This is a genomic window from Ruegeria sp. G5 (genome assembly GCF_056533365.1).
Window position 1 is genome coordinate 1 of sequence record NZ_JBQFOK010000015.1, and the last position, 23,150, is coordinate 23,150.

22 protein-coding genes are annotated in these 23,150 nt (G+C 57.1%); 10 read left to right on the forward strand and 12 right to left on the reverse strand.

Translation table 11 applies throughout. The features are described from left to right. Window positions 1–91: 91 nt before the first annotated feature. Window positions 92–1,660 carry a 2-isopropylmalate synthase gene (locus ACR0BD_RS18925; RefSeq protein ID WP_480832754.1) on the reverse strand — a complete coding sequence of 523 codons (1,569 nt, stop codon included), beginning with the start codon at window positions 1,658–1,660 and terminating at the stop codon, window positions 92–94. A gap of 286 nt (window positions 1,661–1,946) precedes the next feature. On the opposite strand from ACR0BD_RS18925, the gene ACR0BD_RS18930 reads away from it, so the two are divergent. Beyond that, a complete protein-coding gene (locus ACR0BD_RS18930) occupies window positions 1,947–2,612 on the forward strand; it encodes an SDR family NAD(P)-dependent oxidoreductase (RefSeq protein WP_480832756.1) in 666 nt (221 codons plus the stop codon). A 4-nt stretch (window positions 2,613–2,616) separates the two neighbouring features. Here ACR0BD_RS18930 and ACR0BD_RS18935 read toward each other — a convergent pair whose 3' ends face one another. Next, window positions 2,617–4,089, reverse strand: coding sequence for an MORN repeat-containing protein (locus ACR0BD_RS18935; protein WP_480832758.1), 1,473 nt, complete (start codon window positions 4,087–4,089; stop codon window positions 2,617–2,619). A gap of 146 nt (window positions 4,090–4,235) precedes the next feature. Here ACR0BD_RS18935 and ACR0BD_RS18940 point away from each other — a divergent pair, with 146 nt between their 5' ends. From ACR0BD_RS18940 to ACR0BD_RS18950, 3 genes are all read left to right on the forward strand, one after another. Continuing rightward, on the forward strand, window positions 4,236–5,894 hold the full coding sequence (locus ACR0BD_RS18940; RefSeq protein WP_480832760.1) for an NAD+ synthase: 1,659 nt from the start codon (window positions 4,236–4,238) through the stop codon (window positions 5,892–5,894). A gap of 323 nt (window positions 5,895–6,217) precedes the next feature. Then, the gene (locus tag ACR0BD_RS18945; protein ID WP_480832762.1) at window positions 6,218–6,451 is read left to right on the forward strand and encodes a hypothetical protein; all 234 of its coding nucleotides are present in this window, start codon (window positions 6,218–6,220) and stop codon (window positions 6,449–6,451) included. A 153-nt stretch (window positions 6,452–6,604) separates the two neighbouring features. Further along, window positions 6,605–7,933 carry an NAD(P)/FAD-dependent oxidoreductase gene (locus ACR0BD_RS18950; protein WP_480832763.1) on the forward strand — a complete coding sequence of 443 codons (1,329 nt, stop codon included), beginning with the start codon at window positions 6,605–6,607 and terminating at the stop codon, window positions 7,931–7,933. Window positions 7,934–7,936: 3 nt separating this feature from the next. Here ACR0BD_RS18950 and ACR0BD_RS18955 read toward each other — a convergent pair whose 3' ends face one another. Next, window positions 7,937–8,869, reverse strand: a complete 933-nt coding sequence (locus tag ACR0BD_RS18955) for an MBL fold metallo-hydrolase (RefSeq protein WP_480832765.1) — start codon at window positions 8,867–8,869, stop codon at window positions 7,937–7,939. A 138-nt stretch (window positions 8,870–9,007) separates the two neighbouring features. Between ACR0BD_RS18955 and gltX the strand changes: the two genes are divergently transcribed. Then, window positions 9,008–10,333: a glutamate--tRNA ligase gene (gltX, locus tag ACR0BD_RS18960; protein WP_480832767.1), complete on the forward strand. Its 1,326-nt coding sequence runs from the start codon at window positions 9,008–9,010 to the stop codon at window positions 10,331–10,333. A 50-nt stretch (window positions 10,334–10,383) separates the two neighbouring features. Here gltX and ACR0BD_RS18965 read toward each other — a convergent pair whose 3' ends face one another. Further along, window positions 10,384–10,953 (reverse strand): gamma-glutamylcyclotransferase family protein, encoded by a 570-nt coding sequence (locus ACR0BD_RS18965; RefSeq protein WP_480832769.1) that lies wholly within the window; start codon window positions 10,951–10,953, stop codon window positions 10,384–10,386. A gap of 95 nt (window positions 10,954–11,048) precedes the next feature. On the opposite strand from ACR0BD_RS18965, the gene ACR0BD_RS18970 reads away from it, so the two are divergent. Then, complete coding sequence (locus ACR0BD_RS18970) at window positions 11,049–11,495, forward strand: RrF2 family transcriptional regulator (protein ID WP_480695121.1); 447 nt, start codon at window positions 11,049–11,051, stop codon at window positions 11,493–11,495. 2 nt (window positions 11,496–11,497) lie between these two features. On the opposite strand, the gene ACR0BD_RS18975 is transcribed toward ACR0BD_RS18970, so the two are convergent. Continuing rightward, window positions 11,498–14,026 carry an ABC transporter permease gene (locus ACR0BD_RS18975; protein ID WP_480832770.1) on the reverse strand — a complete coding sequence of 843 codons (2,529 nt, stop codon included), beginning with the start codon at window positions 14,024–14,026 and terminating at the stop codon, window positions 11,498–11,500. Beyond that, window positions 14,023–14,718 (reverse strand): ABC transporter ATP-binding protein, encoded by a 696-nt coding sequence (locus tag ACR0BD_RS18980; RefSeq protein ID WP_480832772.1) that lies wholly within the window; start codon window positions 14,716–14,718, stop codon window positions 14,023–14,025. Before ACR0BD_RS18980 ends, ACR0BD_RS18975 begins: the two co-directional genes overlap by 4 nt. A gap of 47 nt (window positions 14,719–14,765) precedes the next feature. Here ACR0BD_RS18980 and ACR0BD_RS18985 point away from each other — a divergent pair, with 47 nt between their 5' ends. Next, window positions 14,766–15,404 (forward strand): arylesterase, encoded by a 639-nt coding sequence (locus tag ACR0BD_RS18985; protein ID WP_480832774.1) that lies wholly within the window; start codon window positions 14,766–14,768, stop codon window positions 15,402–15,404. Here the strand turns inward: ACR0BD_RS18985 and ACR0BD_RS18990 are convergent, their stop codons facing one another. From ACR0BD_RS18990 to ettA, 4 genes are all read right to left on the reverse strand, one after another. After that, window positions 15,405–15,965 carry a L,D-transpeptidase gene (locus ACR0BD_RS18990; RefSeq protein WP_480832776.1) on the reverse strand — a complete coding sequence of 187 codons (561 nt, stop codon included), beginning with the start codon at window positions 15,963–15,965 and terminating at the stop codon, window positions 15,405–15,407. A gap of 167 nt (window positions 15,966–16,132) precedes the next feature. Then, on the reverse strand, window positions 16,133–16,339 hold the full coding sequence (locus ACR0BD_RS18995) for a cold-shock protein (RefSeq protein ID WP_155149991.1): 207 nt from the start codon (window positions 16,337–16,339) through the stop codon (window positions 16,133–16,135). A 197-nt stretch (window positions 16,340–16,536) separates the two neighbouring features. Further along, on the reverse strand, window positions 16,537–17,151 hold the full coding sequence (locus ACR0BD_RS19000; RefSeq protein ID WP_480832778.1) for a hypothetical protein: 615 nt from the start codon (window positions 17,149–17,151) through the stop codon (window positions 16,537–16,539). Between the two features lie 465 nt (window positions 17,152–17,616). Continuing rightward, window positions 17,617–19,272, reverse strand: a complete 1,656-nt coding sequence (ettA, locus tag ACR0BD_RS19005; RefSeq protein WP_480832780.1) for an energy-dependent translational throttle protein EttA — start codon at window positions 19,270–19,272, stop codon at window positions 17,617–17,619. A gap of 141 nt (window positions 19,273–19,413) precedes the next feature. Here ettA and ACR0BD_RS19010 point away from each other — a divergent pair, with 141 nt between their 5' ends. The 3 genes from ACR0BD_RS19010 to dacB all read left to right on the forward strand — a co-directional run bounded on the left by ACR0BD_RS19010 (window position 19,414) and on the right by dacB (window position 22,082). Continuing rightward, window positions 19,414–19,884, forward strand: coding sequence for an MOSC domain-containing protein (locus tag ACR0BD_RS19010; RefSeq protein WP_480832782.1), 471 nt, complete (start codon window positions 19,414–19,416; stop codon window positions 19,882–19,884). 32 nt (window positions 19,885–19,916) lie between these two features. Next, window positions 19,917–20,537, forward strand: a complete 621-nt coding sequence (locus tag ACR0BD_RS19015) for a nicotinate-nucleotide adenylyltransferase (RefSeq protein ID WP_480832784.1) — start codon at window positions 19,917–19,919, stop codon at window positions 20,535–20,537. A gap of 66 nt (window positions 20,538–20,603) precedes the next feature. After that, window positions 20,604–22,082 carry a D-alanyl-D-alanine carboxypeptidase/D-alanyl-D-alanine endopeptidase gene (dacB, locus tag ACR0BD_RS19020; protein WP_480832786.1) on the forward strand — a complete coding sequence of 493 codons (1,479 nt, stop codon included), beginning with the start codon at window positions 20,604–20,606 and terminating at the stop codon, window positions 22,080–22,082. A gap of 2 nt (window positions 22,083–22,084) precedes the next feature. On the opposite strand, the gene ACR0BD_RS19025 is transcribed toward dacB, so the two are convergent. Beyond that, a complete protein-coding gene (locus ACR0BD_RS19025; RefSeq protein WP_480695103.1) occupies window positions 22,085–22,507 on the reverse strand; it encodes a tellurite resistance TerB family protein in 423 nt (140 codons plus the stop codon). 83 nt (window positions 22,508–22,590) lie between these two features. Continuing rightward, window positions 22,591–23,061 (reverse strand): Lrp/AsnC family transcriptional regulator, encoded by a 471-nt coding sequence (locus ACR0BD_RS19030; RefSeq protein ID WP_480695101.1) that lies wholly within the window; start codon window positions 23,059–23,061, stop codon window positions 22,591–22,593. Window positions 23,062–23,150 lie beyond the last annotated feature (89 nt).

Genomic DNA, 23,150 nt, shown 5'->3' on the forward strand with positions numbered 1-23,150 from the left:
GCGCGCCACGGGCGCGCTGCCGGGCTCAAAAACCGTAAGGTTGGTCGGCGAAGCCGGGCACCCGCGGTTGCGGGAGACCCCGTTCAACGCGTCAGGTCAGGTCTTTATAGCTGATCTCGCGTGTATCCGCGCCTGGGCCTGCTTTTTCACGACGCATGATCAAGCGGTTCAATGCATGGATATACGCCTTGGCCGAAGCTACGACAGTGTCCGTATTCGCCGATTGGCCGGTCGCTATCATGCCGTCTTCTTCCAAACGAACTGATACCGTCGCCTGCGCATCGGTCCCTTCGGTCACCGCATGCACCTGATAAAGCTGAAGATGGGCTTTGTTCGGATAGACCTTTCTGATTGCCTTGAATGTTGCATCGACCGGACCGTCTCCGTGTTCGGTTGCGATGATGTCTTTGCCGTCCATCTCAAGCTCAACGGTTGATTCCGCTTGGCCGCCTGTGCCGCAGGTGACCTTCATCGACACCAGCTGCAGGTAATCGTCGTGCTCATCCATCGTCATTAACGCGATGAGGTCATCGTCGAATACTTCTTTCTTGCGGTCGGCCAGGTCTTTGAACCGCACAAAGATATCTTTGAGCTGGTTGTCGCCCACATCAAACCCGAGGGTTTCGAGCTTGTCGCGCAACGCTGCTCGGCCAGAGTGTTTGCCCAGCGGTAAAGACGTGCCGGACAGACCGATATCTTCGGGACGCATGATCTCGAAATTCTCGCGGTTTTTCAGCATGCCGTCCTGATGGATACCGCTTTCATGTGCAAAAGCATTCTTGCCAACGATGGCTTTGTTGAACTGCACGTTGAAGCCTGACACCGTCGCGACCCGGCGCGAGATATGCATGATCTTGGTCGTGTCGATACCCGTATGCCAAGGCATGATGTCGTTGCGGGTGCGCAGGGCCATGACGACCTCTTCCAGTGCGGTGTTGCCCGCGCGTTCGCCCAATCCGTTGATGGTGCATTCAATCTGACGCGCCCCACCAGCGACGGCGGCCAGCGAGTTCGCGGTCGCCATGCCAAGGTCGTTGTGACAGTGGGTGGCAAAGATGACCTCATCCGCGCCCGGTACGGTTTCGATCAGGCGCTTGATCAGGTCGGCGCTCTCCACAGGTGCGGTGTACCCAACAGTGTCCGGGATGTTGATCGTCGTGGCCCCTGCCATGATCGCAATTTCGATAACACGGCACAGGTAATCCCATTCGGTCCGGGTGGCATCCATCGGCGACCACTGCACGTTTTCGCACAGGTTACGGGCATGGCTGACCGTTTCATGGATTTTCTCAGCCATTTCATCCTGCGTCAGGTTCGGAATGGCGCGATGCAGTGGCGAAGTGCCGATAAACGTATGGATACGACTTTTTTCAGCGTGTTTAACGGCGTCCCAGCACCGGTCGATATCGGCAAAATTTGCGCGGGCCAGACCGCAGATGCGGCTGTTTTTCGAACGCTCGGCAATCTCGCTGACCGCTTTGAAATCGCCTTCGGATGCGATCGGGAAGCCGGCTTCGATGATATCGACGCCCATTTCGTCCAAAAGTTCGGCAATCTCGAGCTTTTCGTTATGGGTCATGGTTGCGCCGGGGCTTTGCTCGCCGTCGCGCAAAGTGGTGTCAAAGATCAAGACGCGGTCTTGGTCGGTCACGTTTGTCATGGGATTCTCTTTCTTCTTCTGTCCTAAAGCCTTTGGCGCGCTGGCGTCCTCCTCTGAGCGGGCGCGCCGGATGGCACGCTCAGAGGCGGATTAGGATCAGTAGGCCACGCAGCGACGCACCGCGAGGGGCGGTGTGGGCAAAAGGGATATCTGCGCGGTTGATCATGAGGTTGAGGTTATACAGTGCGCACCAGGAATGAAAAGATGGAAATTTCGGCTTTGCCTTGGCGAACTTAGTTTTTTCGCATCAGTTGATCGAAGGTGAGTGGCTGCTAGATGGTCGAAAATGAAAACTGCACTTGTCATCGGCGCATCAGGCGGAATTGGGTCAGCCGTTCACAACCAATTGCTTCAACAGTCGGTATCCGTCACGACACTGTCCCGGTCGTCGGACGGGTTCGATCTGATGGACCCTGATCGGATTAATGCGGCCTTGCAGGCTTTGGATGGCCCCTTTGATCTTATTCTGGTCGCGTCCGGTGCCTTAGAGATTGATGGGGCGGTGCCCGAAAAGACAATCAAGGGCGTGTCGGCAGAGGCTATGATGAACCAGTTCGCGCTGAATGCGGTTGGTCCTGCGCTGATTTTGGCGCATGCAAGTCGTCTGATGCCCAGAGACACCCGCGCAGTGTTTGCAGTTTTGTCTGCAAGGGTTGGGTCGATCGGTGACAACCGGTTAGGTGGGTGGATTAGCTATCGTGCCTCCAAGGCCGCTGTGAACCAGATCGTACATACGACTGCGATCGAACTTGCCCGAACCCATAAGCATGCGATCTGCGTTTCGTTGCACCCCGGAACTGTGCGGACCGAGTTCACTCGGAAATACGTAGGTCGTCACCCTGCGGTCGCCCCAGCTGAGGCCGCGCAAAACCTGCTGACCGTGGTGGGCAACCTGACCCCCGCTGAAACGGGTGGTTTTTTCGATTGGTCTGGAAGACCTGTGCCGTGGTAGCGGCTTAACCGTCCGAGGGTGTGTCAGACGCGGGCTCTTGGGCGGGTGTATCGTTGGGTGCCGCGGCTTCGGGTTCGATCCTGTTTTCGCTGGGCAGAACGCCATTCTCCCACGTGCCGGACTCTTCTTCGCCGTTCGCATAGCGCATCGTGCCGTCGCCGTGGCGTTTGTTGTCCAGAAAGTTGCCTTCGTAGACGTCGCCCGTTGCATAGGTCGCCGTTCCACTGCCGCTGATCTTTCCGTCCGCCCAACTGCCAGTATATGTAAAACCACGCGGAGTGGTGATGGTGCCTTGACCGTGGCGATTGCCGTCCACGAATTCACCTTCGTAGACAGTGCCGTCAGGGAAGCTGGCTTTGCCAACGCCTTGTCTCGCCCCTTCAACCCAGTCCCCTTCGTAGCGGTAACCATTTGCGAATGTCAGTACACCGGTTCCGTGGCTGAGGCCGTTTTTGAACTGTCCTGTGTAGACCACGCCGTTTGGATAGGTCGCCGTGCCGTTGCCCTCAAAGATGCCCGCAATCCAATCCCCGTCATAGATGATGCCATCGGGATACGTGTGGGTCCCCTTGCCGTGCGGCAGATCCGAGCTGAAATCCCCGACATAAACCGAGCCGTCAGGGTACGTCATTTCACCAAAGCCATCGATCTGACCTTCGGCCCATTCGCCATTATACTCAAACCCATCCGAGCCCAGGAAACGGCCTTTTCCGTGCCGCCGGTCATCGACATAGTCGCCTTCGTAGATTGCTCCGTTGGCGTAGGTCGCTTTACCTTTTCCCTGCCGTCGACCGTCGATTAGATCGCCTTCGTAAACATCCCCGTTTGCCAGAACCTGTCGGCCCTTGCCGGTCATGCGATCTTCGAGCCATTCTCCGGAATAGGTCATGCCGTCCGGGACGGACAATGTGCCCTGTCCGTGACGCTTGCCGTTCAGAATTTCGCCTTCGTAGACGTTGCCTTGGGCCGAGGTGATCTTGCCGGTGCCTTGTTTGACACCTTCGACCCAGTCACCATCATAGATGTAGCCGCTTGGATCTGTCAGAACGCCGCTACCGTGATAGCGCGCATCCTTGAACCCACCGGCATAACGCACGCCGTTGGCATATATCGCCACACCAGTGCCGTTTATCGATCCGTCGGCCCATTCGCCTTCGTAGCTGCCGCCGTCCGGATAGACGATTTTGCCCTGGCCTTCGGGCTGTCCATTGGCAAATGTACCCTCGTAGACCGAGCCATTGGCGTATCGGGCTATACCTTGCCCCTGAATTTCGCCTTCGGCCCATTCCCCCGCATATTCAAAGCCGTTTGGCAGGCGATACGTGCCGGTGCCGTGTCTCAGGCCGTTCAGGAAGGTGCCTTCGTAGACGCCACCGACCTCATCGTCAGCCGTGATCACTTGGCTATCCTGCGCATTCGCGGCCAAAGCCGTCAAAGCGATCGCCGTTGCAGCAATTGAGGTACGGAATGCGTTCATGGTTGTCTCGGCCTGCCCGGTTATCATCCTTTGGCGCAAAACTAAGATACCGTTGGAGACAGGGCAACGGCTTTTGCCGTATTTGCCTTTTCCTCGCGGCGCGATCTGGTAAATGGCATTAGAACAGACGAGGGCAAGAGGGCACCATGGCCGACCGTTTCCGCATCACTCTGGCGCAACTTAACCCAGTTGTCGGGGATATCGACGGCAATGCGGCTAAGGCCTTCGATGCTTGGGAACAAGCGCGTGCAGCCGGGGCCGACATGATCGCTTTGCCCGAAATGTTCATCACAGGCTACAATACGCAGGACCTGGTGATGAAACCGGCGTTCCATCGGGCGGCTATGTCAGCGGTTGAAGCTTTGGCGGAAAAATGCGCAGACGGCCCTGCATTGGCCATCGGTGGCCCGTGGGTCGAGGATGGCAGCCTTTTCAACGCCTATCTGATTCTGAAAAACGGAAAGGTGGGCAGCAAGGTGCTCAAGCACCATTTGCCGAACGAGACTGTCTTTGACGAAGTGCGCCTGTATGACTCTGGCCCTCTTGGTGGGCCTTATTCGGTCGGCAATACCCGCATCGGCAGCCCGATCTGCGAGGACAGCTGGCATCCAGATGTCGCCGAGACACTGGAAGAAACAGGGGCCGAGTTTCTTCTGATCCCGAATGGATCGCCTTATTACCGCGACAAGTATGACGTGCGTCTGAACCACATGGTTGCGCGGGTTGTCGAAACCGGTTTGCCGTTGATTTACCTGAACATGGTCGGCGCGCAGGATGATCAGGTATTTGACGGCGCGACCTTCGGCCTGAACCCGGGAGGTGAGCTTGCGTTTCGCATGCCGGTTTTTGACGAGGCCGTAACCCATGTCGATCTGGAACGCGGTGATGACGGTTGGCGCATAGTGCCGTCCGAGATTGTGCCCCAGCCTGATGCGTGGGAGCAGGACTATCGCGCGATGGTTCAATCCCTGCGGGATTACATGGGTAAGACTGGGTTTCGTAAGGCGGTGTTGGGTCTTTCGGGTGGCGTGGACTCGGCCTTGGTTGCGACCATCGCGGTGGATGCGATTGGCGCGGAAAACGTACGCTGTGTCATGTTGCCGTCGGAATATACCAGCCAGTTATCTCTGGATGACGCTGAGGCAGTCGCCAAGGCACTGGGCGTTCACTATGATTACGTTCCGATTTCGGAAAGCCGCGCAGCGGTAACGGCGACCTTGGCCCCGATATTCGCCGGGCGGGACGAGGACCTGACCGAAGAAAACATCCAGTCCCGCCTGCGCGGGCTGCTGTTGATGGCAATGTCGAACAAATTCGGTGAGATGCTTTTGACCACCGGCAACAAATCTGAGGTGGCAGTCGGCTATGCCACGATTTATGGCGATATGAACGGTGGCTACAACCCGATCAAGGATTTGTACAAAACGCGCGTGTTCGAAACCTGTCGCTGGCGTAATTCCAACCATCGCGCATGGATGATGGGGCCAGAAGGCGAGGTTATTCGCCCTTCGGTTATCGACAAACCCCCGAGTGCCGAATTGCGCGCCGACCAAAAAGACAGTGACAGTCTGCCGGACTACCCCGTATTGGATGCGATTCTGGATATCCTGATAGATCAGGACGGGTCAATTGCAGATTGCGTCGCCGCTGGCTTCACCGAAGAGGATGCGCGCCGGGTCGAGCATCTGGTTTATATCAGCGAGTATAAACGCTTTCAGTCCGCTCCGGGTACACGTCTGACCAGCCGCGCGTTCTGGTTGGATCGACGGTATCCAATCGTGAATCGGTGGCGGGATCCGTCCTGATTTTGCGCGGATAATTGTCCGCAAATTAGCCTCAATAACTCGCTTTATGCGAAAGTGTTTCGCTTTCGTTGCTGAGTTATCCGTTCTTCTGCGAAAAAGGTCCTTGTCGCTTGAAGCGGTGCCGCCTTTTGGCCATATTTTAGCTGTATTGTTGCCCGATGTCGGGCGAGTGTGACGCAATTCTGTTTGCTGCAGAGAGACGAGTAAAGTTCTGGTCTGGGTTGTGCGGGACACTTAAAATTTGGTGGCTGTGTTAACGATTTGGTATCGCTATGCGTGAGGAATACGACAAACCGCTCCATTCTCCGCTTCCGTGGAGATCTATGGAATCCGAAGGCCAGGCTTTGGATGAGTCCAAGCTTGATCTGGCGATTTCTGACCTCTTGCAACAAGAACAACCCAAAGCACCGGTCAAGGCAGATGTGAACCCTCAGGCTGAAACGACATATGCCGACCTTTCGGAAGCAGAAGAGCTTGCCGAAGAAGACACTGATACGGTTATTGGGTTTACCGCATCATTGAAGCAGAAATGGGCGGAACTCGTCGGCGCAGCCTGATGCTGCAGCCTTTGAGGCGATCGGCTGAAACCGCCGCGCGTGTGCGCAAGAACACATATCACGAAAATAGTGGCAAACCCGACTAGGGTCGTATTGCCTCTGGTCAGGTCTCAGGCATTCATTGCGGTCCGAGCAATGATGTAAGAGCGGCTGATGCCCGGCCCCAAACCGACATTTGTAGAACCTGATCTGAATCTTCCGAAAAATGTCGATGTCGTCGTTATCGGAGGTGGGATTATTGGTGCCGCAACAGCTTACGAGCTGTCTGAACGTGGTGCGCGTGTCCTGCTGTGTGAAAAAGGGCAGATCGCGGGCGAACAGAGCTCTCGCAATTGGGGATGGGTCCGCTTGGGTTTGCGTGATCCGCGCGAAATCCCGTTGATGCTGGAAGCGCAGCGCATTTGGGACGGGTTGGATCAACGCACGGGCCGAAAAACAGGCTTTACCCGCTCGGGCATCTTGTTTTCAGCGTCAGGCAAGCGCGACGCTGAAAACCTGCAACGATGGATGCGCCATGTCGACCGGCTTGAGACGGGTGCGACGATGGTATCCGGGCAAGCCTTGGCCGCATTATTACCGGACCAGCACATGATTATTGAGCAGGCTTTGTTCATGCCTCTCGATGGCCGGGCCGAGCCGCAATGGGCAGCGCCTGCAATCGCAGAAGCGGCACGGGACAGAGGGGCTGTGCTAATGACGAACTGTGCCGTTCGCAGCGTCGATGTGCATGCTGGACGAATTGCGGGTGTATTCACAGAACGCGGGCGCGTCGCCTGTGACTATGTTGTTCTGGCCGGGGGCGCCTGGTCACGATTGTTTGCTGGGAACGCTGGCATCGATATCCCACAGCTCAAAGTGTTGAACACTGTTCTGCGGACCTCACCTGCGCAAGGTCCCGAAGCCGCCGTATGGTCGGATGATTTCGCGGTTCGCAAACGGGCCGACGGTGGGTACACGATCGCGTCGGGGCATGAAAATACGGTTGATATCGTGCCGGACAGTTTCAGATTGGCGCGCCAGTTCTTGCCCGCATTCCATCAGGAATGGCGATCGCTTCGGTTCCGTTTGTCCAAGCGCTGGTCTGTCGAAGCGGGCTATGACAGGTCGTGGCTTCCAACCGACGTCACGCCTTTTGAACACTGTCGGGTTCTGGATCCCGAACCATCACAGAAAGTGCTGAGGCGGGCGTGGAGCAAGGCGCAAAAGGGGCTGCCTGCGTTGCAAAAAGCCGAGCTTATCCAAAGCTGGGCGGGGCTGATTGATGTCACCCCGGATGCGATCCCCGTAATCTCGGACGTGGAAACGATACCCGGAATGTATGTGGCGACCGGTTTCTCAGGGCACGGTTTCGGTATTGGCCCCGGAGCGGGGCGGTTGATGGCCGATCTGGTTGCCAGAACAACGCCATGTGTTGATCCGGCCGCCTTTCGCCTGTCCCGATTTACGGATGGCTCAATTGTGCGGCCGGATACAGGGTACTAGCCCTTAGCCCATCATCTGATAGCTGACCGGTACAAAGCGGAAGCCGTCACCACGGGTTTCCACGAAACCGGCCGCTGGGAAAGGCATGTGGAAGCCGATCATCGGCACTTTGTCGGCCGCCAGCATTCCCAGAACTTTGCGGCGTGACGCCGTCGCTGCTTCCTTATCCATGTCAAAACGAACTTCCCATTCCGGGTGCGCGAATGACCAGACGTAGTGGTTTGCCAGATCCGCAGTCAAAACAAGACGCTGACCATTGCTTTCCAGATGGTAAACCGTGTGACCCGGCGTATGACCATAAGCCGCGACAGCGGTTATACCCGATGCAACCTCACCACCATCTGTGAGGAACGACAGTTTCTCGGCTTGGGGTTTCACCTTGGCTGTAACCAGATCACCCACGCGGTTACCCGCATCCTGTGCGGCCCAGAAATCATATTCCGGGGCTGCGGTCACAAAACGTGCCTTGGTGAAGGTTGGGGCATCGTTGGTTGTCATGCCGCCGATATGGTCGGGGTGCATGTGAGTCAGAACGACCACGTCGATCTGATCCGGCGTCACACCCGCATCCGCCAGCGCGGCTTGGATACCGCCCTGACCAAGTCCGGTGTCAAACAGGACAAGCTCGGACCCGGTGTTCACCAGTGTTGGCGTGAAGAAGAATTGGGCTGCATCTGCCGGGATGAAGTTGTCGGCCGACACTTTGGCAAAGTCTTCATCAGAAGCGCCGCCGCCAAAGATTTCCTTGGCGCCGTCTCGCGGAAGGCTGCCGTCCAATAGCGATGTAACGGTGAAGTCGCCCAGCGTAAATGATTTTGCGATGGTCGAATTGGCTTTGGTTTCTGTGCCTGCCGCCAGAACCGGCGCAGCAGCTGATGCAAATGGCAAAGCCGCCGCTGCACCCAATGCAGCCCGGCGGGTCAATTTAACAGTCATTTTGTGTCTCCCTGTGTGTGCGAGCCATCTTTAGATAGGTCACGGTTTTCAACATGCATCTGACGTTCCCGTGAACAGGCGCAGTGACTGGACAAAACGCCCCCCGTATGACATGAGCCGCGCCAACAGGAGACTCCTATGACAACCACCCGTTTCGCCCCGTCGCCCACCGGCTATATCCACGTGGGCAATCTGCGTACCGCCCTGATGAACTATCTGATCGCCCGCAAAGCAGGCGGCACGTTCATCCTGCGTATCGACGACACTGACCCCGAGCGGTCGAAGGAAGAATATGTCGATGCCATCAAGCAGGATATGGAGTGGCTGGGTCTGCATTGGGATCGGATCGAACGTCAGTCCGACCGCTTGGATCGCTATGCTGAAGCCGCGGACAAATTGCGCGAAATGGGTCGGTTTTATGAGGCGTTTGAAACGCCAACCGAGCTGGACCTTAAGCGCAAAAAGCAACTGAATATGGGCAAGCCACCGGTTTATGACCGGGCCGCGCTCAACCTCAGCGACGCCGAGAAAGAAGCGCTTCGTGCCGAGCGGGGAAATGGTGTCTGGCGCTTTAAACTGGACCATGAGCGCATCGAATGGACAGACGGGATTCTGGGTGACATTTCGATTGACGCAGCCTCGGTCTCTGATCCCGTGCTCATACGCGGCGATGGCCAGGTTCTGTATACCATCGCTTCGGTGGTAGATGACACAGAAATGGGTGTGACCGATGTTGTGCGCGGCTCTGACCACGTCACCAACACCGCAACCCAGATTCAGATTATCGAGGCGCTGGGTGGCCAATGTCCCCGTTTTGCCCACCATTCCTTGCTGACGGGTCCACAAGGTGAGGCTCTGTCCAAACGTTTGGGCACTTTGGCCCTGCGCGATCTGCGTGAACAAGGCGTACAGCCAATGGCCCTGCTGAGTCTGATGGCGCGCTTGGGGTCATCTGATCCGGTCGAGCTGCGCGCGGACATGGCCGAACTGATCGAGGGTTTTGATGTAAACCGCTTTGGCGCGGCGCCGACCAAATTTGACGTTCAAGACCTGTTCCCGCTGACGGCCAAACACCTGCAATCGCTGGATCTGTCAGCTGTGGCCGATGCCGTTGCAGGGGCGGGCGTTCCGGCAGAATTGGCAGAACCCTTCTGGGCGATGGCTCGCGAAAACATCACGACTCTGGCCGACCTCAAGGGATGGTGGGACCTGTGCCGCGACGGCGCGGAGCCTTTGATCGCTGACGAGGACCAAGAGTTTATCGCGCAAGCCATTTCTCTGTTGCCGGAAGGCCCGCTGGACAGTGACAGCTGGTCGACCTGGACGGCGTCAGTCAAAGAAGCGACAGGTCGAAAAGGCAAAGGCCTGTTCATGCCCCTGCGCAAAGCGTTGACCGGAATGGAGCGGGGACCCGAGATGGCAGCCCTTTTACCATTGCTTCAGGTTATCCGCGCGCGCGGGTAATTCGCTGATGAAAACTGTTACAAGGCGGGGTTAACGGCCCCCGCCTTTTTCTATGCTTGGCTGACGATATCTACTGAAAGTCGTCGCAGGCGATCGTCAACGAACTCCGCCTCGCTCGCTTTCAGTTGTTGATGCCGTGGGTATCGTGGTGCAGCCCGATCGTTGAGGATAGGTACGTCCCAACCATCAGTGGTGGCAAAGAACCGGTCTGCGCCATCTTCGCCGTATGCCCGCAAGTACCCCTGAACCACTACGTCAATATAGCTGAGAACAAGTGGATGGCGGTTCGTCGGTTCGTTCTGCTTATCATGGGGGACCGCATAAACTGCGATCTCGACCTCATGGGTAAGCGGGTGTGACACCGATTGTGTGGCTGGTACCCGGTCGTAAGCCCATTCGCGCTTGTCCAATGCGGCCCAGTCGTTTTTGGGCACGTGCGCGATCATTCCTTCAATCTCGGTGTCCGGATCAGGCACGACGGTCAGGAAGGCGACCTGCCGCAAGTCGGTGTGGCGCCAGACGCGCTTCCAGCCTTGCAACCGGGCGGGTCGCGGGTCGGGGAAATCGTGCGTCGCAAGGTTCACAAGGCTGCCATAGCCAAAGAAGTAGGGGTCTGCCATGGGATCTCGGTTCCTGTTTCGCTGATTGATGTATGTCAAACCGCTTTTTTGCAAGACATGCAATAAGGTCGCATCGTGAAAACTGGGAGGCAATCATGCGCATTACCAAAAGGACGAACATTGCAGTACGCCTGTTGATGTACTGCGCCGCGCATCAGGATCGGCTGGTGACCAAGTCCGAGATCGCAGAGGTTTGTAATATCTCGGAAAATCATCTGGCGCAGGTGATCAATCAGCTTAGCCAGCTTGAATATCTCAGCACGCAGCGCGGACGGAACGGCGGTATGGCTCTGGCGCGACCGGCCGAACAGATTCGTATTGGCTCGGTCTTTCGTCATGTCGAAGGAAACTTGCCTTTGGCCGAGTGTTTTGCGGACGCTGACAATACCTGTCCTTTAACCGACGCTTGCAGATTACGCTTGGCGCTGCAGGACGCGGCCGAAGTCTTTTACGCCTCGCTGGACGAAATCACCTTGGACGCGCTTGTCTGTGACAACGACAAACTGTTGAAAATCCTTCAGCCGGTCGCCTGCGTTCGCTAGTTCTAGTCACTGGCCCGCAAGATGCGGGCCGGTCGCACGGCAAGAGGGCGAAGGGCAAAGGCCAGACCTGCGCCCAGGGTCACGAGAACTCCGGCCAAGACTATGCCTATGGCGGACGGCCATATGATGCTGAACGCAGTGTCGAAGATATAGGTGGCGACGGCCCATCCGCCCAATATCCCCGTTAACAAGGCGACGCCCCCGGCGGCGGCTCCCAGAAAAACTGCGCGCAGGGCAAAGCTTAACAATATGCGTCGTCTGTCTGCACCCAGTGTCTTGAGAACCGCAGCTTCGTATCTGCGTGCGGGTTCACCTGCCGCGGCAGCGCCGATCAGGACCAAAAATCCGGTCAACAGCGATACGCCCGCGCCGTATGAGGTTGCCGAAGCCAGCCCGGCCAAAAGGCCCGAGACACGATCTATCGCATCGCGCACACGGATAGCGGTGATATTGGGGAACTGCCCGGCAAGATCGCGCAAGATCGGACCTTCGGCCTGCTCTTCGGCATAAACCGTTGCAATGAAACTATGCGGTGCACCTGCTAATGCTGCGGGGTTCATGGACATAATAAAGCCCATGCCAGCCGTCGAAAAATCAACTTCACGCAGTGAGGTGATTTCGGCAGATATATCCCGCCCGAGTATGTTTACCGTCAGAGTGTCGCCCAGTTTAAGACCCATTTCTTCGGCCTCTTCAGTCGCGAAACTGACTTGTGGGGTGCCGGTATAGGTCTCGTCCCACCATTTCCCTGTGGTGATGCGAGCGTTTTCGGGTGGTTTTTCCGAGTATGTCACGCCGCGATCTCCGTCCAGCACCCAGTGATCCCCGGCGACATCGCGGGCTGCGCGCCCGTTAATTTGTGTGATAATCCCACGCAACATAGGTGCGCTTTCGATACGGCTCACGGCTGGGTCGGTTTCCAGTCGTTCAAGGAAACCGGGCATCTGGTCCTTTTGGATATCAACGAAGAAGTACGAGGGGGCAACATCCGGCAAGTTGCCCGAAATCGCGTTGCGCAGCGTCCCGTCTATTTGGCCTACAGCGGCCAAGACCGAAAGGCCCAACCCCAGGGATAAAACCACGGAAGCGGCCCCTTCACGCGGGTCTGAGATGGCCGACAGAGCCCAGCGCAGTGCCGGTCGCCCGCGAGCCCACGGCGTCAGCGCGCGGGCTAGTTTTCGGATGATTACGGCCGACAGTGCCAGCAGTGCCAATGCCCCTATCAACCCACCGGCTGTCCATAAGGTCAGCCGTGTTGAACCACTGAACCATGCTGCCAAAGCGACCAGAACGGCTAATCCTATGGCAGTTGCCAGTAAGAATACAGGTCGCGGGAACACCCGGGCCGACGTCAGAGCATCGCGAAAGAGGGTCGCTGCGCGCACCTGTTCTGTGCGTGCCAAAGGCCAAAGCGTGAAAAGAAACGCGGTCAGTAAGCCGTAAAGCGAGGCTTCGATCAGGGGGCGGGCATAGATCGCGAAAACTGCGGGTACCGGCAATTGTGCTTCGATCAGCGGGGCCAGTAAAACTGGGATCGCGCCGCCCAAAACCACCCCAAGCAGTACGCCCACGCCGGACAGGACCCCTATCTGCAGCATATACGTCTGGAAAATCGTCGCCCGATCTGCACCAAGCGTTCGCAAGGTGGCGATCGTTTCAGTTTTTCGGGACAGATAGGCGCGGACCGCGGCCGAGACACCAATTCCCCCGACGGCCAATCCCGATAGACCAACAAGGACAAGAAAGGCGCTTAGGCGTGCGACGAACTCGGATATTCCAGGGGCGCCGTTTCGCGCATCGGTCCAGCGCATCCCTGTGCCCTCGAAATTGTCGCGCGCGGAGCCAGAGAGTTCTGCCAGGTCATTACCTTGCGGCAGCGAAAGGCGATACTTAGTCGAAAACAGTGTCCCCGGAGCCAGCAGTCCGGATGCCTGCAGATCTTTAGTCCGGACAAGGGTACGTGGTCCCAACCCAAACCCATCGGCGGCGCCATCGGGCTCATGCACAAGAGCGGCGGTTAGGACAAAGTCTTGGGTTCCCAAAGCGAATACGGATCCGATGGACAGGTTGAGCCTGTCGATCAGAGAGGGGTCCATGACGGCACCGGGCAGATCGCCATTGCCATTCAGCGCCTCTGATAGAGCGATATCCGGCTCAAGGACCAGCGTGCCCAGCAGCGGATAACTGTTGTCGACAGACTTCACCTGCGTCAACGCGCGATCCGTGCTGTCCCCAGCTGACGAAACCGCCATGGACCGGAAATCGACAACCTCTGATATCGCGTTGGCCGACTGCAGCATCCAGTCACGCTCTTCGTCTGTGGCAAAGCGGTAGGTGAATTCCAACTGGGCGTCCCCGCCCAGAAGAGCTGCCCCTTCCTGGGTGAGACCGGTTTGGATCGCATATCTGACAGAACCCACTGCGGCGATCGCGGCAACACCAAGGGCAAGACAAGCCAGAAAAACCCGAAATCCGCGCAGCCCGCCACGCAATTCACGGCGTGCCAAACGCCCGGCAAGGCGCAGGCTCATTCGGCGGCCTCTTGCAGCGTATCTTCGGCGATCCGCCCATCTCGCAAGCGAACGACGCGGTCACACCGGCGTGCAAGGCTGTGGCTATGGGTGACCAGAATGAGCGTCGCGCCGTGCTTGTCGCGAAGGTCGAACAACAGGTCTACGATGGCCGCCCCATTTGCTTCGTCCAAATTCCCCGTAGGTTCGTCGGCCAATAGAATCTGCGGTCGCGGCGCTGATGCCCGGGCCAAAGCGACGCGTTGTTGCTCGCCACCCGATAGCTGAGCGGGATAGTGGTTTCGCCGATGCGACAACCCAACCGCGTCCAATTCGGCCTCTGCCCGGGTAAAGGCATCCTTCTGCCCCGCCAATTCCAGCGGGGTCGCGACGTTTTCCAGTGCGGTCATGGTTGGGATCAGATGAAAGTTCTGAAACACAACACCCATCGACTGCCGCCTGAAACGGGCCAGAGCGTCTTCATCCAAGCGGGTCATATCCTGACCCAAAACCTCGATCGTGCCGGCCGTGGCGCGTTCAAGCCCGCCCATCAACATCAGCAGCGAAGACTTACCTGACCCGGATGGTCCGACCAGTCCCAAGGTTTCCCCCTTGTTCACGGACAATGTGATATCGTGCAGGATATCCACCAGACCGGCATTGCCATCCAACGACAATGCCGCATTCTTAAGGGACAGGACGATTGAGGTCATTGCGTTTTCCAACCTTGGGCGTTCGGATTTGATATGGAGCGTTAAAGATGTTGCGCAAGGTTTTGATGACGGTGCTGTTTACCTGCTGCGGTTTCGGAGCCACAGCCGAAACGACTGTGATCGCGGCGCTTGGCGATTCACTTACCCAGGGCTATGGGCTGCCCGAGCAAGATGGGTTCGTGCCGCAACTTGACCGTTGGCTCGCGGCTCAGGGCGCTGATGTTCGCCTTATCAACGCTGGTGTCTCGGGGGATACCACTGCAGGCGGGGCCGCGCGCGTTGACTGGACCTTGACGCCAGAGGTTGACGGCATCGTTGTGGCCCTTGGCGGAAACGATCTGCTGCGCGGGATCGACCCAGCAGTGTCGCGGTCCAATCTTGAGGCAATCGTCAAGACTGCCGAAGCCAAAGGCGTCGCTGTTCTATTGATTGGAATGCAGGCGCCGGGGAATTACGGTCCTGACTACAAAGCGTCGTTTGATGCGATGTACCCTGAATTAGCGCAACAATACGGTACTGCATATGCCCCAAGCTTTTTCACGGGTTTGACTGTCGAAGGGAACCCGGAGGCCGCGCGTGAGTACATGCAGCCAGACGGAATCCACCCCAATGCCACGGGTGTCAGCCGTATTGTCGAGGACTTGGGTCCCCACGTTCTGACCTTGGTTCAGACGATTAACCCGTAATCAGACAACCGTCACAACGGTTCCGATCGGTACGCGGTCGTAAAGATCCACGACATGCGCGTTCAGCATGCGGATACAACCGTTTGAGGCTGCACGTCCTATGGTTTGCGGCTGGGTTGTGCCGTGGATGCGGAAATAGGTGTCTACGCCGTTTTGAAACAGGTATAGCGCACGGGCACCCAGCGGGTTGTCGCCACCACCGGGTTGGACATAATCGTTATCCTTGAACCGCGCATAGGTGATGGGTTCACGCTCGATCATTTCGTCGGTGGGGCGCCATGTGGGCCATTCTTTCTTGACGTCAATCGTTGCGGTACCCGTGAACTCCAGCCCCGCTCTGCCAACGCCGCAACCGTAGCGGATCGCTTTGCGCGGCTCGGTCACATAGTACAAATAGAACGATCGGGGGACGACCAGAAGCTGCCCCGGCAGAAACTCTTTCTTGACCCGAACGAATTGGGGCGTGGGGTCATATTCGACGGGTTTTTTCTTTGCAATCGCTGCGCCTGGTACAAGGCTAGTCACGGCAGCGGCAGTCAGGAATGCACGGCGTGTAAACATATCGGTTCTCTTCAATACAACAGGAAAATCATGACCATAGTGTCGGAATGATAGCCGATCTGGTCAATCTGCGGTCAAGAGTAACTGAAATGTGATGTCGTCAACGGGCCACAGTTGTGTTGGTAGACGCAAAAAGGGCAGAGGTTTTCCTCTGCCCTTGGAACGGCTTACGCCAGTTCAATATTATCCGCGCTTTCGCGGCCGTCACGACCCGAGCGCAGCTCATAGGTGACTTTCTGGTTGTCGGCCAGGCCGGTCAGGCCCGAGCGTTCTACGGACGAGATGTGCACGAACACATCTTTGCCGCCATCTTCGGGCGCGATAAAGCCGTAGCCTTTGGTGGTGTTGAACCATTTAACGGTGCCTGCGGGCATATCCGTATTCTCCTGTTTGGTGCTGCCCACGGGGATGCGGCAGCCTGGCGTCGTAGTCTGGATCGAATGACTGAGCGCCGGAAAAGGAGACAGTGGGTCGAAATAGAAAAACGTAAGCCCTTTGCATATGGCACTGGGGTGGGCGTGTGGCAAGGGAGATTGTATTGGGCTTCGACAAAGGCCGAAGAAATCCGCCGTCAGCTGTTCAGAAAACCGCTTAGCGTGCCATCCAATGCTTGCGCAAGCAGACTGCCAGGTGGCAGCATTTGCGGCTGGTCAGAAGATGGGGTCCAATACCTTTGGCACACGCTTCTTACCATTGAACCATAAAAATGGATAGTCTCGCTATTTTTCGGCGTTTTCAGCGGGTTGTTCTGTGGATTGTGAATGTTCTTTCGGAGCTTGGGAGCGCCATAAGGGTAATGCACATAAGACGGGGTCAACGGCACATCCTGATGATCCAAGGCCAGCAATGACAACATGACAGGGCCAAAGAAGTTTCTTGGAAGGTCGGCTGAGAAAAAATTCACGTGTCCAATTCTATCGAACAGGGTACGCGCTGATTTATCCTCATCCTTGATATCCACTTTAGTGTCCCAGGATTCACGAAATTGAATTCGGTCTGTTGAAAGTACTGTCATATAATCTGCAAACAGATCCGAGGATGGGTCCAGGTACATGACTCCATTCCACAGGAACCGGGTGCCATCGCGAAACTCTCGACCGATTGTAACCAGATTGGCGTCGACATTTATGGGTCTCAAAAAGTAGACATCGCAATCAACCCATATCAGGTTTTCGACCTGCATCATCGTCAGGCGAAACAAGTCTGAAAATCGCGCTGGAAATTTTTTTAGGACATCCTCAAGCTTGTTTGTGAGAGGGAGCACCTCGGATGCGTCGCGCAGAATGACGCCTTCGGGTAGCCGCGCAATTGATTTTTCATAGGAGAAGAGCGAAATTGGCTGATCTGCGCGCGTAAAAGAGGATAGACAGGCATGCTCAAGAGGGCTCAGGTCCGACCTGTCCCAAAACGTCCCAAATCCTTCTTGTTGCATTCGTGAACCCTATTGAAACCTTAGCCGAAATAAATGATGTGCTGGCACGTAGGAGGTTTCAAGCCTCCATGCTTCAAGCGTATTGGCATGATCCGCATCATTAGTGTTTAGATCATAAATTGAGGCTCCGAACTCAGACAATCCACAGAAATATGGATGAAAACCCCTTCTGTTCAGAGCCTCTCAATTCCCGGAGAATTATTGCGGTTGTCCGATCTCTCACCGCGCAAACTTCTTGTGCTTCAATCGCTTGGGCTCCAGCGCGTCCGGTCCCAGACGGCGTTTTTTGTCCTCTTCGTAATCCTCGAAGTTGCCCTCGAACCACTCAACATGCGCGTCGCCTTCGAAGGCCAGAATATGTGTGCAGATCCGGTCGAGGAAGAAACGGTCGTGCGAGATCACAACAGCGCAGCCGGCGAAATCGACCAGCGCGTCTTCCAGCGCGCGCAGGGTTTCGACGTCCAAATCGTTGGTCGGTTCGTCGAGCAGCAGGACGTTGCCGCCCTCTTTCAACAGGCGGGCCATGTGGACCCGGTTGCGTTCACCACCCGACAGCAGCGAGACCTTTTTCTGCTGGTCGCCGCCCTTGAAGTTGAACGACGAGCAATAGGCGCGGGAATTGACCTGCGCATCGCCCAGTTGGATGATCTCGGCGCCGCCGGTGATCGCCTCCCACACGGTATCGTTGTCTTTCAGGTCGTCGCGGGATTGGTCGACATAGGACAGCTCGACCGTGTCGCCCAGCGTGATGGTGCCGCTGTCGGGCTGCTCCTGCCCCGTGAGCATCTTGAACAGCGTCGATTTACCCGCACCGTTGGGGCCGATGACGCCGACGATGCCGCCGGGGGGCAGGGCAAAGTCCAGCCCTTCGATTAGTTGCTTGTCGCCCATGTGCTTGGACAGGCCTTCGACCTCGATCACCTTGCCGCCAAGGCGCTGGCCGTTGGGGATGACGATCTGGGCGCGGGTCAGCTTTTCGCGCTCGGACTGTTCGGCCAGTTCGTTATAGGCGTTGATCCGGGCCTTGGATTTGGCCTGACGGGCTTTTTGGCCCTGACGCATCCATTCCAACTCGCGCTGCAGGGTCTTCTGCTTGGACTTGTCCTCGCGCGCTTCCTGCTCCAGCCGTTTTGCCTTTTGTTCCAGCCATGCGGAGTAGTTGCCTTCGTAGGGGATGCCGCGACCACGGTCGAGTTCCAGGATCCAGCCGGTAATGTCGTCCAGGAAATAACGGTCGTGCGTGACGATCAGGATGGTGCCCTTGTAGTCGATCAGGTGCTGTTGCAGCCATGCGATCGTCTCGGCGTCCAGGTGGTTGGTCGGCTCGTCAAGCAGCAGCATGTCGGGCGCTTCCAGCAGCAGCTTGCAGAGCGCCACGCGGCGTTTCTCACCACCCGAGAGGTTGGCAATGTTGGCATCGTCCGGCGGGCAGCGCAGCGCCTCCATCGAGACGTCAATCTGACTGTCGAGATCCCACAGGTTCTGGCTGTCGATCTCGTCCTGCAGCTTCGCCATCTCATCGGCAGTTTCGTCGCTGTAGTTCATAGCCAGATCGTTATAGCGGTCAAGGATCGTCTTTTTCTCGGCCACGCCCAGCATGACGTTTTCGCGCACGGTCAGCGACTCGTCCAGCTGCGGTTCCTGCGGCAGATAGCCGACTTTTGCGCCCTCAGCCGCCCAAGCCTCGCCGGTGAAGTCTTTGTCGAGGCCCGCCATGATCTTCATCAGGGTCGATTTACCCGCGCCGTTGACGCCAACGACACCGATTTTCACGCCGGGCAAAAAGCTCAGGTGGATGTTTTCAAAGCACTTCTTGCCACCGGGATAGGTCTTTGAGACACCCTGCATGTGGTAGACATATTGATAGGCGGCCATGTCGCGTCCTCTGGGTCGGGGAAATCAGGTTGAACCGCTAGATATCCAAGCATTGCGGGCGGGGCAAGCTGGTGGTTTTGTGAATTTCGCGCAGCGGCGCCTTTGTTTAGATTGGCGCAGTCGCAACACCCGGAGGGCAGATTGGCTGAACTGGCAGAATTGATTGCGGGATGGGCGCAACCCGGTCGGGTCGAATGGATTGGGCTTCGGCCAGAGCGACGAGCGCCGATGTTCGAGGTGGAGGCGGCCGAGGTGACCTCCGACGGGCTCGCGGGTGATCGTAGTCGGGCAGGTAAGCGGGCGGTGACCGTGATCCAGCAAGAGCACTTAGGCGCGATTGGCAGCTATCTGGGTCGCGGGCTTATCAAGCCGGAAGTTCTACGGCGCAATCTGGTGGTGTCGGGGATCAATCTAGCGGCGCTCAAGGGCCGTGAGGTAAGGGTTGGTGAAGCCATTTTACGCTTTACCGTGATCTGTGCACCCTGCAGCCGAATGGAGGAAGCACTGGGCAAAGGGGGCTACTCTGCCGTGCGCGGTCATGGTGGCTGGTGTGCCGAAGTGGTTCAACTTGGGCGCGTCAAGCTGGGCGATGTGGTGCAACCTGTTGATTGACAAGCCGCCTCAGTTCTGAACATCAGCGGGGAATGGAGCGTTTCCTAATCCCATATGCGCGGCCCGGACAGGTCATTGGGCTGTTGGGTGGGTCATTTGATCCGCCGCATCGCGGTCATGTGCACGTGACGCGCGAGGCGCTGAAGGCGTTTGGTCTTGATCGGGTTTGGTGGCTGGTATCTCCGGGCAACCCGTTGAAAGAACGTGGCCCTGCACCCATGCAAGACCGAATGCGAGCGGCGCAAGCCATGATGCAGCATCCGCGTGTCGACGTAACGGATTTGGAAGCTTTGACCGGAACGCGGGCAACAGCGGACACTCTGGCTGTGCTTCAACAGCTATATCCGCAGGTGAAATTCGTCTGGTTGATGGGGGCCGATAATTTGGCGCAGTTCCACAAATGGAAAGACTGGCGCCTGATTATGGATCGCGTGCCAGTCGGCGTTGTTGCGCGGCCGGGAGACAGGATATCGGCCCGCATGTCCCCCGCAGCGCGGGTTTACGCCAAATACCGGATCGACGGTCAGGCGCGGCAATTGTTGGGCCGGGCCGAGGCTCCGGCCTGGTGTTTTGTCAACATGCCGATGGTGGATGTCAGTTCAACTCAACTTCGCAATCGCGGCATCTGGGCGAATGGGGTGTTGCCGGAATAACCCCTCAAGACGCATAATCCCGGCGACCGGTTGTTTGCCCGAATACTCTGGGATTTTAATTGATCTATGGCTGATCGTTTTTCGCGTCGTATGTTTCTTGGTGGCCTGTCGGCCGCAATGCTACCTGGCATGGTGCTGGCCGATGCACCCGCGGTGTCCTTGCGGCCCCAGTTGCGCGGTGCCCAGCCAAACGGTGCAGAGCGGCTGATACAAGCCGCTGGACTGCGCGGAGAGGTTGCATTTGCGGTGGCGGATGCCAAAACCGGGATCGAACTGGAAGCAGTAGGCGGTGATTTGGGCCTGCCGCCAGCCAGTGTGGCCAAGGCGCTGACTGCTCTTTATGCGCTGGATGTGTTGGGCGCCGACTACCGGTTTGAAACCGCTTTGATGGCCGATGGTCCGATAGAAAACGGGATACTGAATGGCGACCTGATTTTGGTCGGAGGCGGCGATCCCTTGCTGGATACGGATGCGCTGGCCGCGATGGCGGCAAGTTTGCGAGAGGTTGGGATCACCGAAGTCCGTGGTGCGTTCAAGGTTTACGACGGTGCGCTGCCCTACGTTTTCAGTATCGACCCCGGGCAACCGGATCATCTGGGATACAGCCCGGCCATCAGTGGAATTTCTCTGAATTTCAACCGGGTACATTTCGAGTGGAAGCGGGCCGGAACAAATTACGCCGTCACAATGGATGCGCGTAGCGCGCGATACAAACCCGCTGTCGATATGGCGACGATGTGGGTCGATAGTCGCAAAGCGCCAATTTACACCTATGAACCAAGTGCTCGGCAAGACCGTTGGACGGTCGCGCGGTCTGCATTGGGGAACGGCGGCGCGCGCTGGTTGCCGGTACGCAAACCTGCGCTTTATGCGGGCGATGTGTTTCGGACGTTGGCGCGATCGAATGGGATCGTTCTGGGGCGTGTTCAAGTGACAGGTGAGGCACCGCAAGGGACTGTTTTGGTGATGCACGAGAGTGACTCGCTGGACAGTATTCTGCGTGGAATGCTGAAATTCTCGACCAACATCACCGCCGAAATGGTCGGAATGGCAGCTTCAAAAGCCCGTGGTGCGAATTTGCAGAGTTTGACGGACTCTGCGGCGGAAATGAATCGTTGGGCCGCGGAATCCTATGGCGTTCAAGGCATCTCGATGGTTGATCACTCGGGGCTGGGTGACGCGTCGCGGGTCGCGCCGGGTGATTTCGTCAAGACTCTGGTTGGGGCGCAGAAATCCGGGGCGCTGCGGCCATTGTTGAAGCGTTTCAACTTGACCGATAGCCAAGGTCGGCCTGTAAAAAATCACCCGATCAAAGTGGACGCAAAAACAGGAACGCTGAACTTTGTGTCGGGCTTAGGCGGGTTTTTGACGACACCCGATGGATCTGAATTGGTCTTTGCGATCTTTACGGCTGACGTTGATCACCGCGCAACTATTCCGCGCGCGCATCGGGAACGGCCAGCAGGCGCCCGCAGTTGGAACAGCCGTTCACGCAGACTGCAACGCGCCCTGATCGCGCGTTGGGGAACGCTGAGTGGTAGCTGAGGTCAGGTCGTGTGACGCGCGCGAGCTCCGCGTTCAATCGCGGCGGCGTGCAGGCGGTCAATGCTTAATTCATAACGGATTTCTTCCAGCAGGCGCAGCTCCGTTTCCGCCAGTGATCCATCGGCGGCGGCGACATCGCACGCCAGCGCATATGCAGTTTCATTCAAACGCTCAGGAAGGTTGTCGCGGATCAGGCCGAACAGGGCATCCAGACCGTCCTCTTGCTCAAACAAATCGAACACGATTTGAGAAACACGGCGGGTGCGGTCGATGTCGTAATCCGCAAAAACCGGCAGCATGTTCACCGCGCCCTCGATCTTGACCAGTTCGGCCGTGCGGATTGTTTCGTCCGAAGCAGAAATCGCAACCATGATCGCAACAAGGCAATCCTGAGGTGACATAGGGTGTGGAACTTGGTCAGTCATTTGATCGTCCTGCTTGGGCTGTTCTAAAGGCGCACGATAGGAGGGTCGCGAAACGGGTTCAACGGACTTTTGGCCGCAAGGGCTTATAGTATGGGCAATGGTCCGCGCGTTTTTGTCTGCCGCAGTACGAAATTGCTGCGTGTGTCGCGGACCAATCCGGATTTCAGAAGACGTTGCATGATAAAGTGTTCAAGGTCTTCGGGCGTCTTGGCATAGACCTTCAGTATGAAGTCATGATCCCCAGTGATCGAGGCGCATTCAACGATCTGCGGCTCGGTCTCAACCAGTCGCAGGAAGGCGGCGATACTGTCCTCGTGATGATCGCGAAGCGCGATGTGGACATAGGCGATGGCGTTTAAACCGACCAGTTTTGCAGGAACCCGCGCAGCATAACCGGCCAGAATACCCGCTGCTTCGAGGTCACGTACCCGGCGCCAACACTGCGACGCAGACAGGCCCGTGCGTTCGGCCAAATCCTGCATCGAAAGGCGGCCTTCCTTCTGCAACTCTTGCAGGATTGCGATATCTGCGATTTGGAGTATTTGGTTCGTCATTTTGGTATCTTTGAAATGTTTAACCCAAAATAGCCGAAATTCCGACGATAGAAAATCCAATAATCCCAAAATAGTCGGCTAAAATTCTC

Bases quoted from the DNA above. Each gene is read 5' to 3' on its own strand.
- ACR0BD_RS18995 (WP_155149991.1), bottom strand. From the start codon at position 16,339: ATGCCCGCAGGCACCGTTAAATGGTTCAACACCACCAAAGGCTACGGC.
- dacB (WP_480832786.1), top strand. From the start codon at position 20,604: ATGGCTGATCGTTTTTCGCGTCGTATGTTTCTTGGTGGCCTGTCGGCC.
- ACR0BD_RS18935 (WP_480832758.1), bottom strand. From the start codon at position 4,089: ATGAACGCATTCCGTACCTCAATTGCTGCAACGGCGATCGCTTTGACG.
- ACR0BD_RS18975 (WP_480832770.1), bottom strand. From the start codon at position 14,026: ATGAGCCTGCGCCTTGCCGGGCGTTTGGCACGCCGTGAATTGCGTGGC.
- ACR0BD_RS18950 (WP_480832763.1), top strand. From the start codon at position 6,605: ATGCCCGGCCCCAAACCGACATTTGTAGAACCTGATCTGAATCTTCCG.
- ACR0BD_RS18980 (WP_480832772.1), bottom strand. From the start codon at position 14,718: ATGACCTCAATCGTCCTGTCCCTTAAGAATGCGGCATTGTCGTTGGAT.
- ACR0BD_RS18940 (WP_480832760.1), top strand. From the start codon at position 4,236: ATGGCCGACCGTTTCCGCATCACTCTGGCGCAACTTAACCCAGTTGTC.
- ACR0BD_RS19030 (WP_480695101.1), bottom strand. From the start codon at position 23,061: ATGACGAACCAAATACTCCAAATCGCAGATATCGCAATCCTGCAAGAG.
- ACR0BD_RS18985 (WP_480832774.1), top strand. From the start codon at position 14,766: ATGTTGCGCAAGGTTTTGATGACGGTGCTGTTTACCTGCTGCGGTTTC.
- ACR0BD_RS19025 (WP_480695103.1), bottom strand. From the start codon at position 22,507: ATGACTGACCAAGTTCCACACCCTATGTCACCTCAGGATTGCCTTGTT.
- ACR0BD_RS18955 (WP_480832765.1), bottom strand. From the start codon at position 8,869: ATGACTGTTAAATTGACCCGCCGGGCTGCATTGGGTGCAGCGGCGGCT.
- ACR0BD_RS18930 (WP_480832756.1), top strand. From the start codon at position 1,947: ATGAAAACTGCACTTGTCATCGGCGCATCAGGCGGAATTGGGTCAGCC.
- ettA (WP_480832780.1), bottom strand. From the start codon at position 19,272: ATGGCCGCCTATCAATATGTCTACCACATGCAGGGTGTCTCAAAGACC.
- ACR0BD_RS18990 (WP_480832776.1), bottom strand. From the start codon at position 15,965: ATGTTTACACGCCGTGCATTCCTGACTGCCGCTGCCGTGACTAGCCTT.
- ACR0BD_RS18970 (WP_480695121.1), top strand. From the start codon at position 11,049: ATGCGCATTACCAAAAGGACGAACATTGCAGTACGCCTGTTGATGTAC.
- ACR0BD_RS19000 (WP_480832778.1), bottom strand. From the start codon at position 17,151: ATGATGCAGGTCGAAAACCTGATATGGGTTGATTGCGATGTCTACTTT.
- ACR0BD_RS18965 (WP_480832769.1), bottom strand. From the start codon at position 10,953: ATGGCAGACCCCTACTTCTTTGGCTATGGCAGCCTTGTGAACCTTGCG.
- ACR0BD_RS18945 (WP_480832762.1), top strand. From the start codon at position 6,218: ATGGAATCCGAAGGCCAGGCTTTGGATGAGTCCAAGCTTGATCTGGCG.
- gltX (WP_480832767.1), top strand. From the start codon at position 9,008: ATGACAACCACCCGTTTCGCCCCGTCGCCCACCGGCTATATCCACGTG.
- ACR0BD_RS18925 (WP_480832754.1), bottom strand. From the start codon at position 1,660: ATGACAAACGTGACCGACCAAGACCGCGTCTTGATCTTTGACACCACT.
- ACR0BD_RS19015 (WP_480832784.1), top strand. From the start codon at position 19,917: ATGGAGCGTTTCCTAATCCCATATGCGCGGCCCGGACAGGTCATTGGG.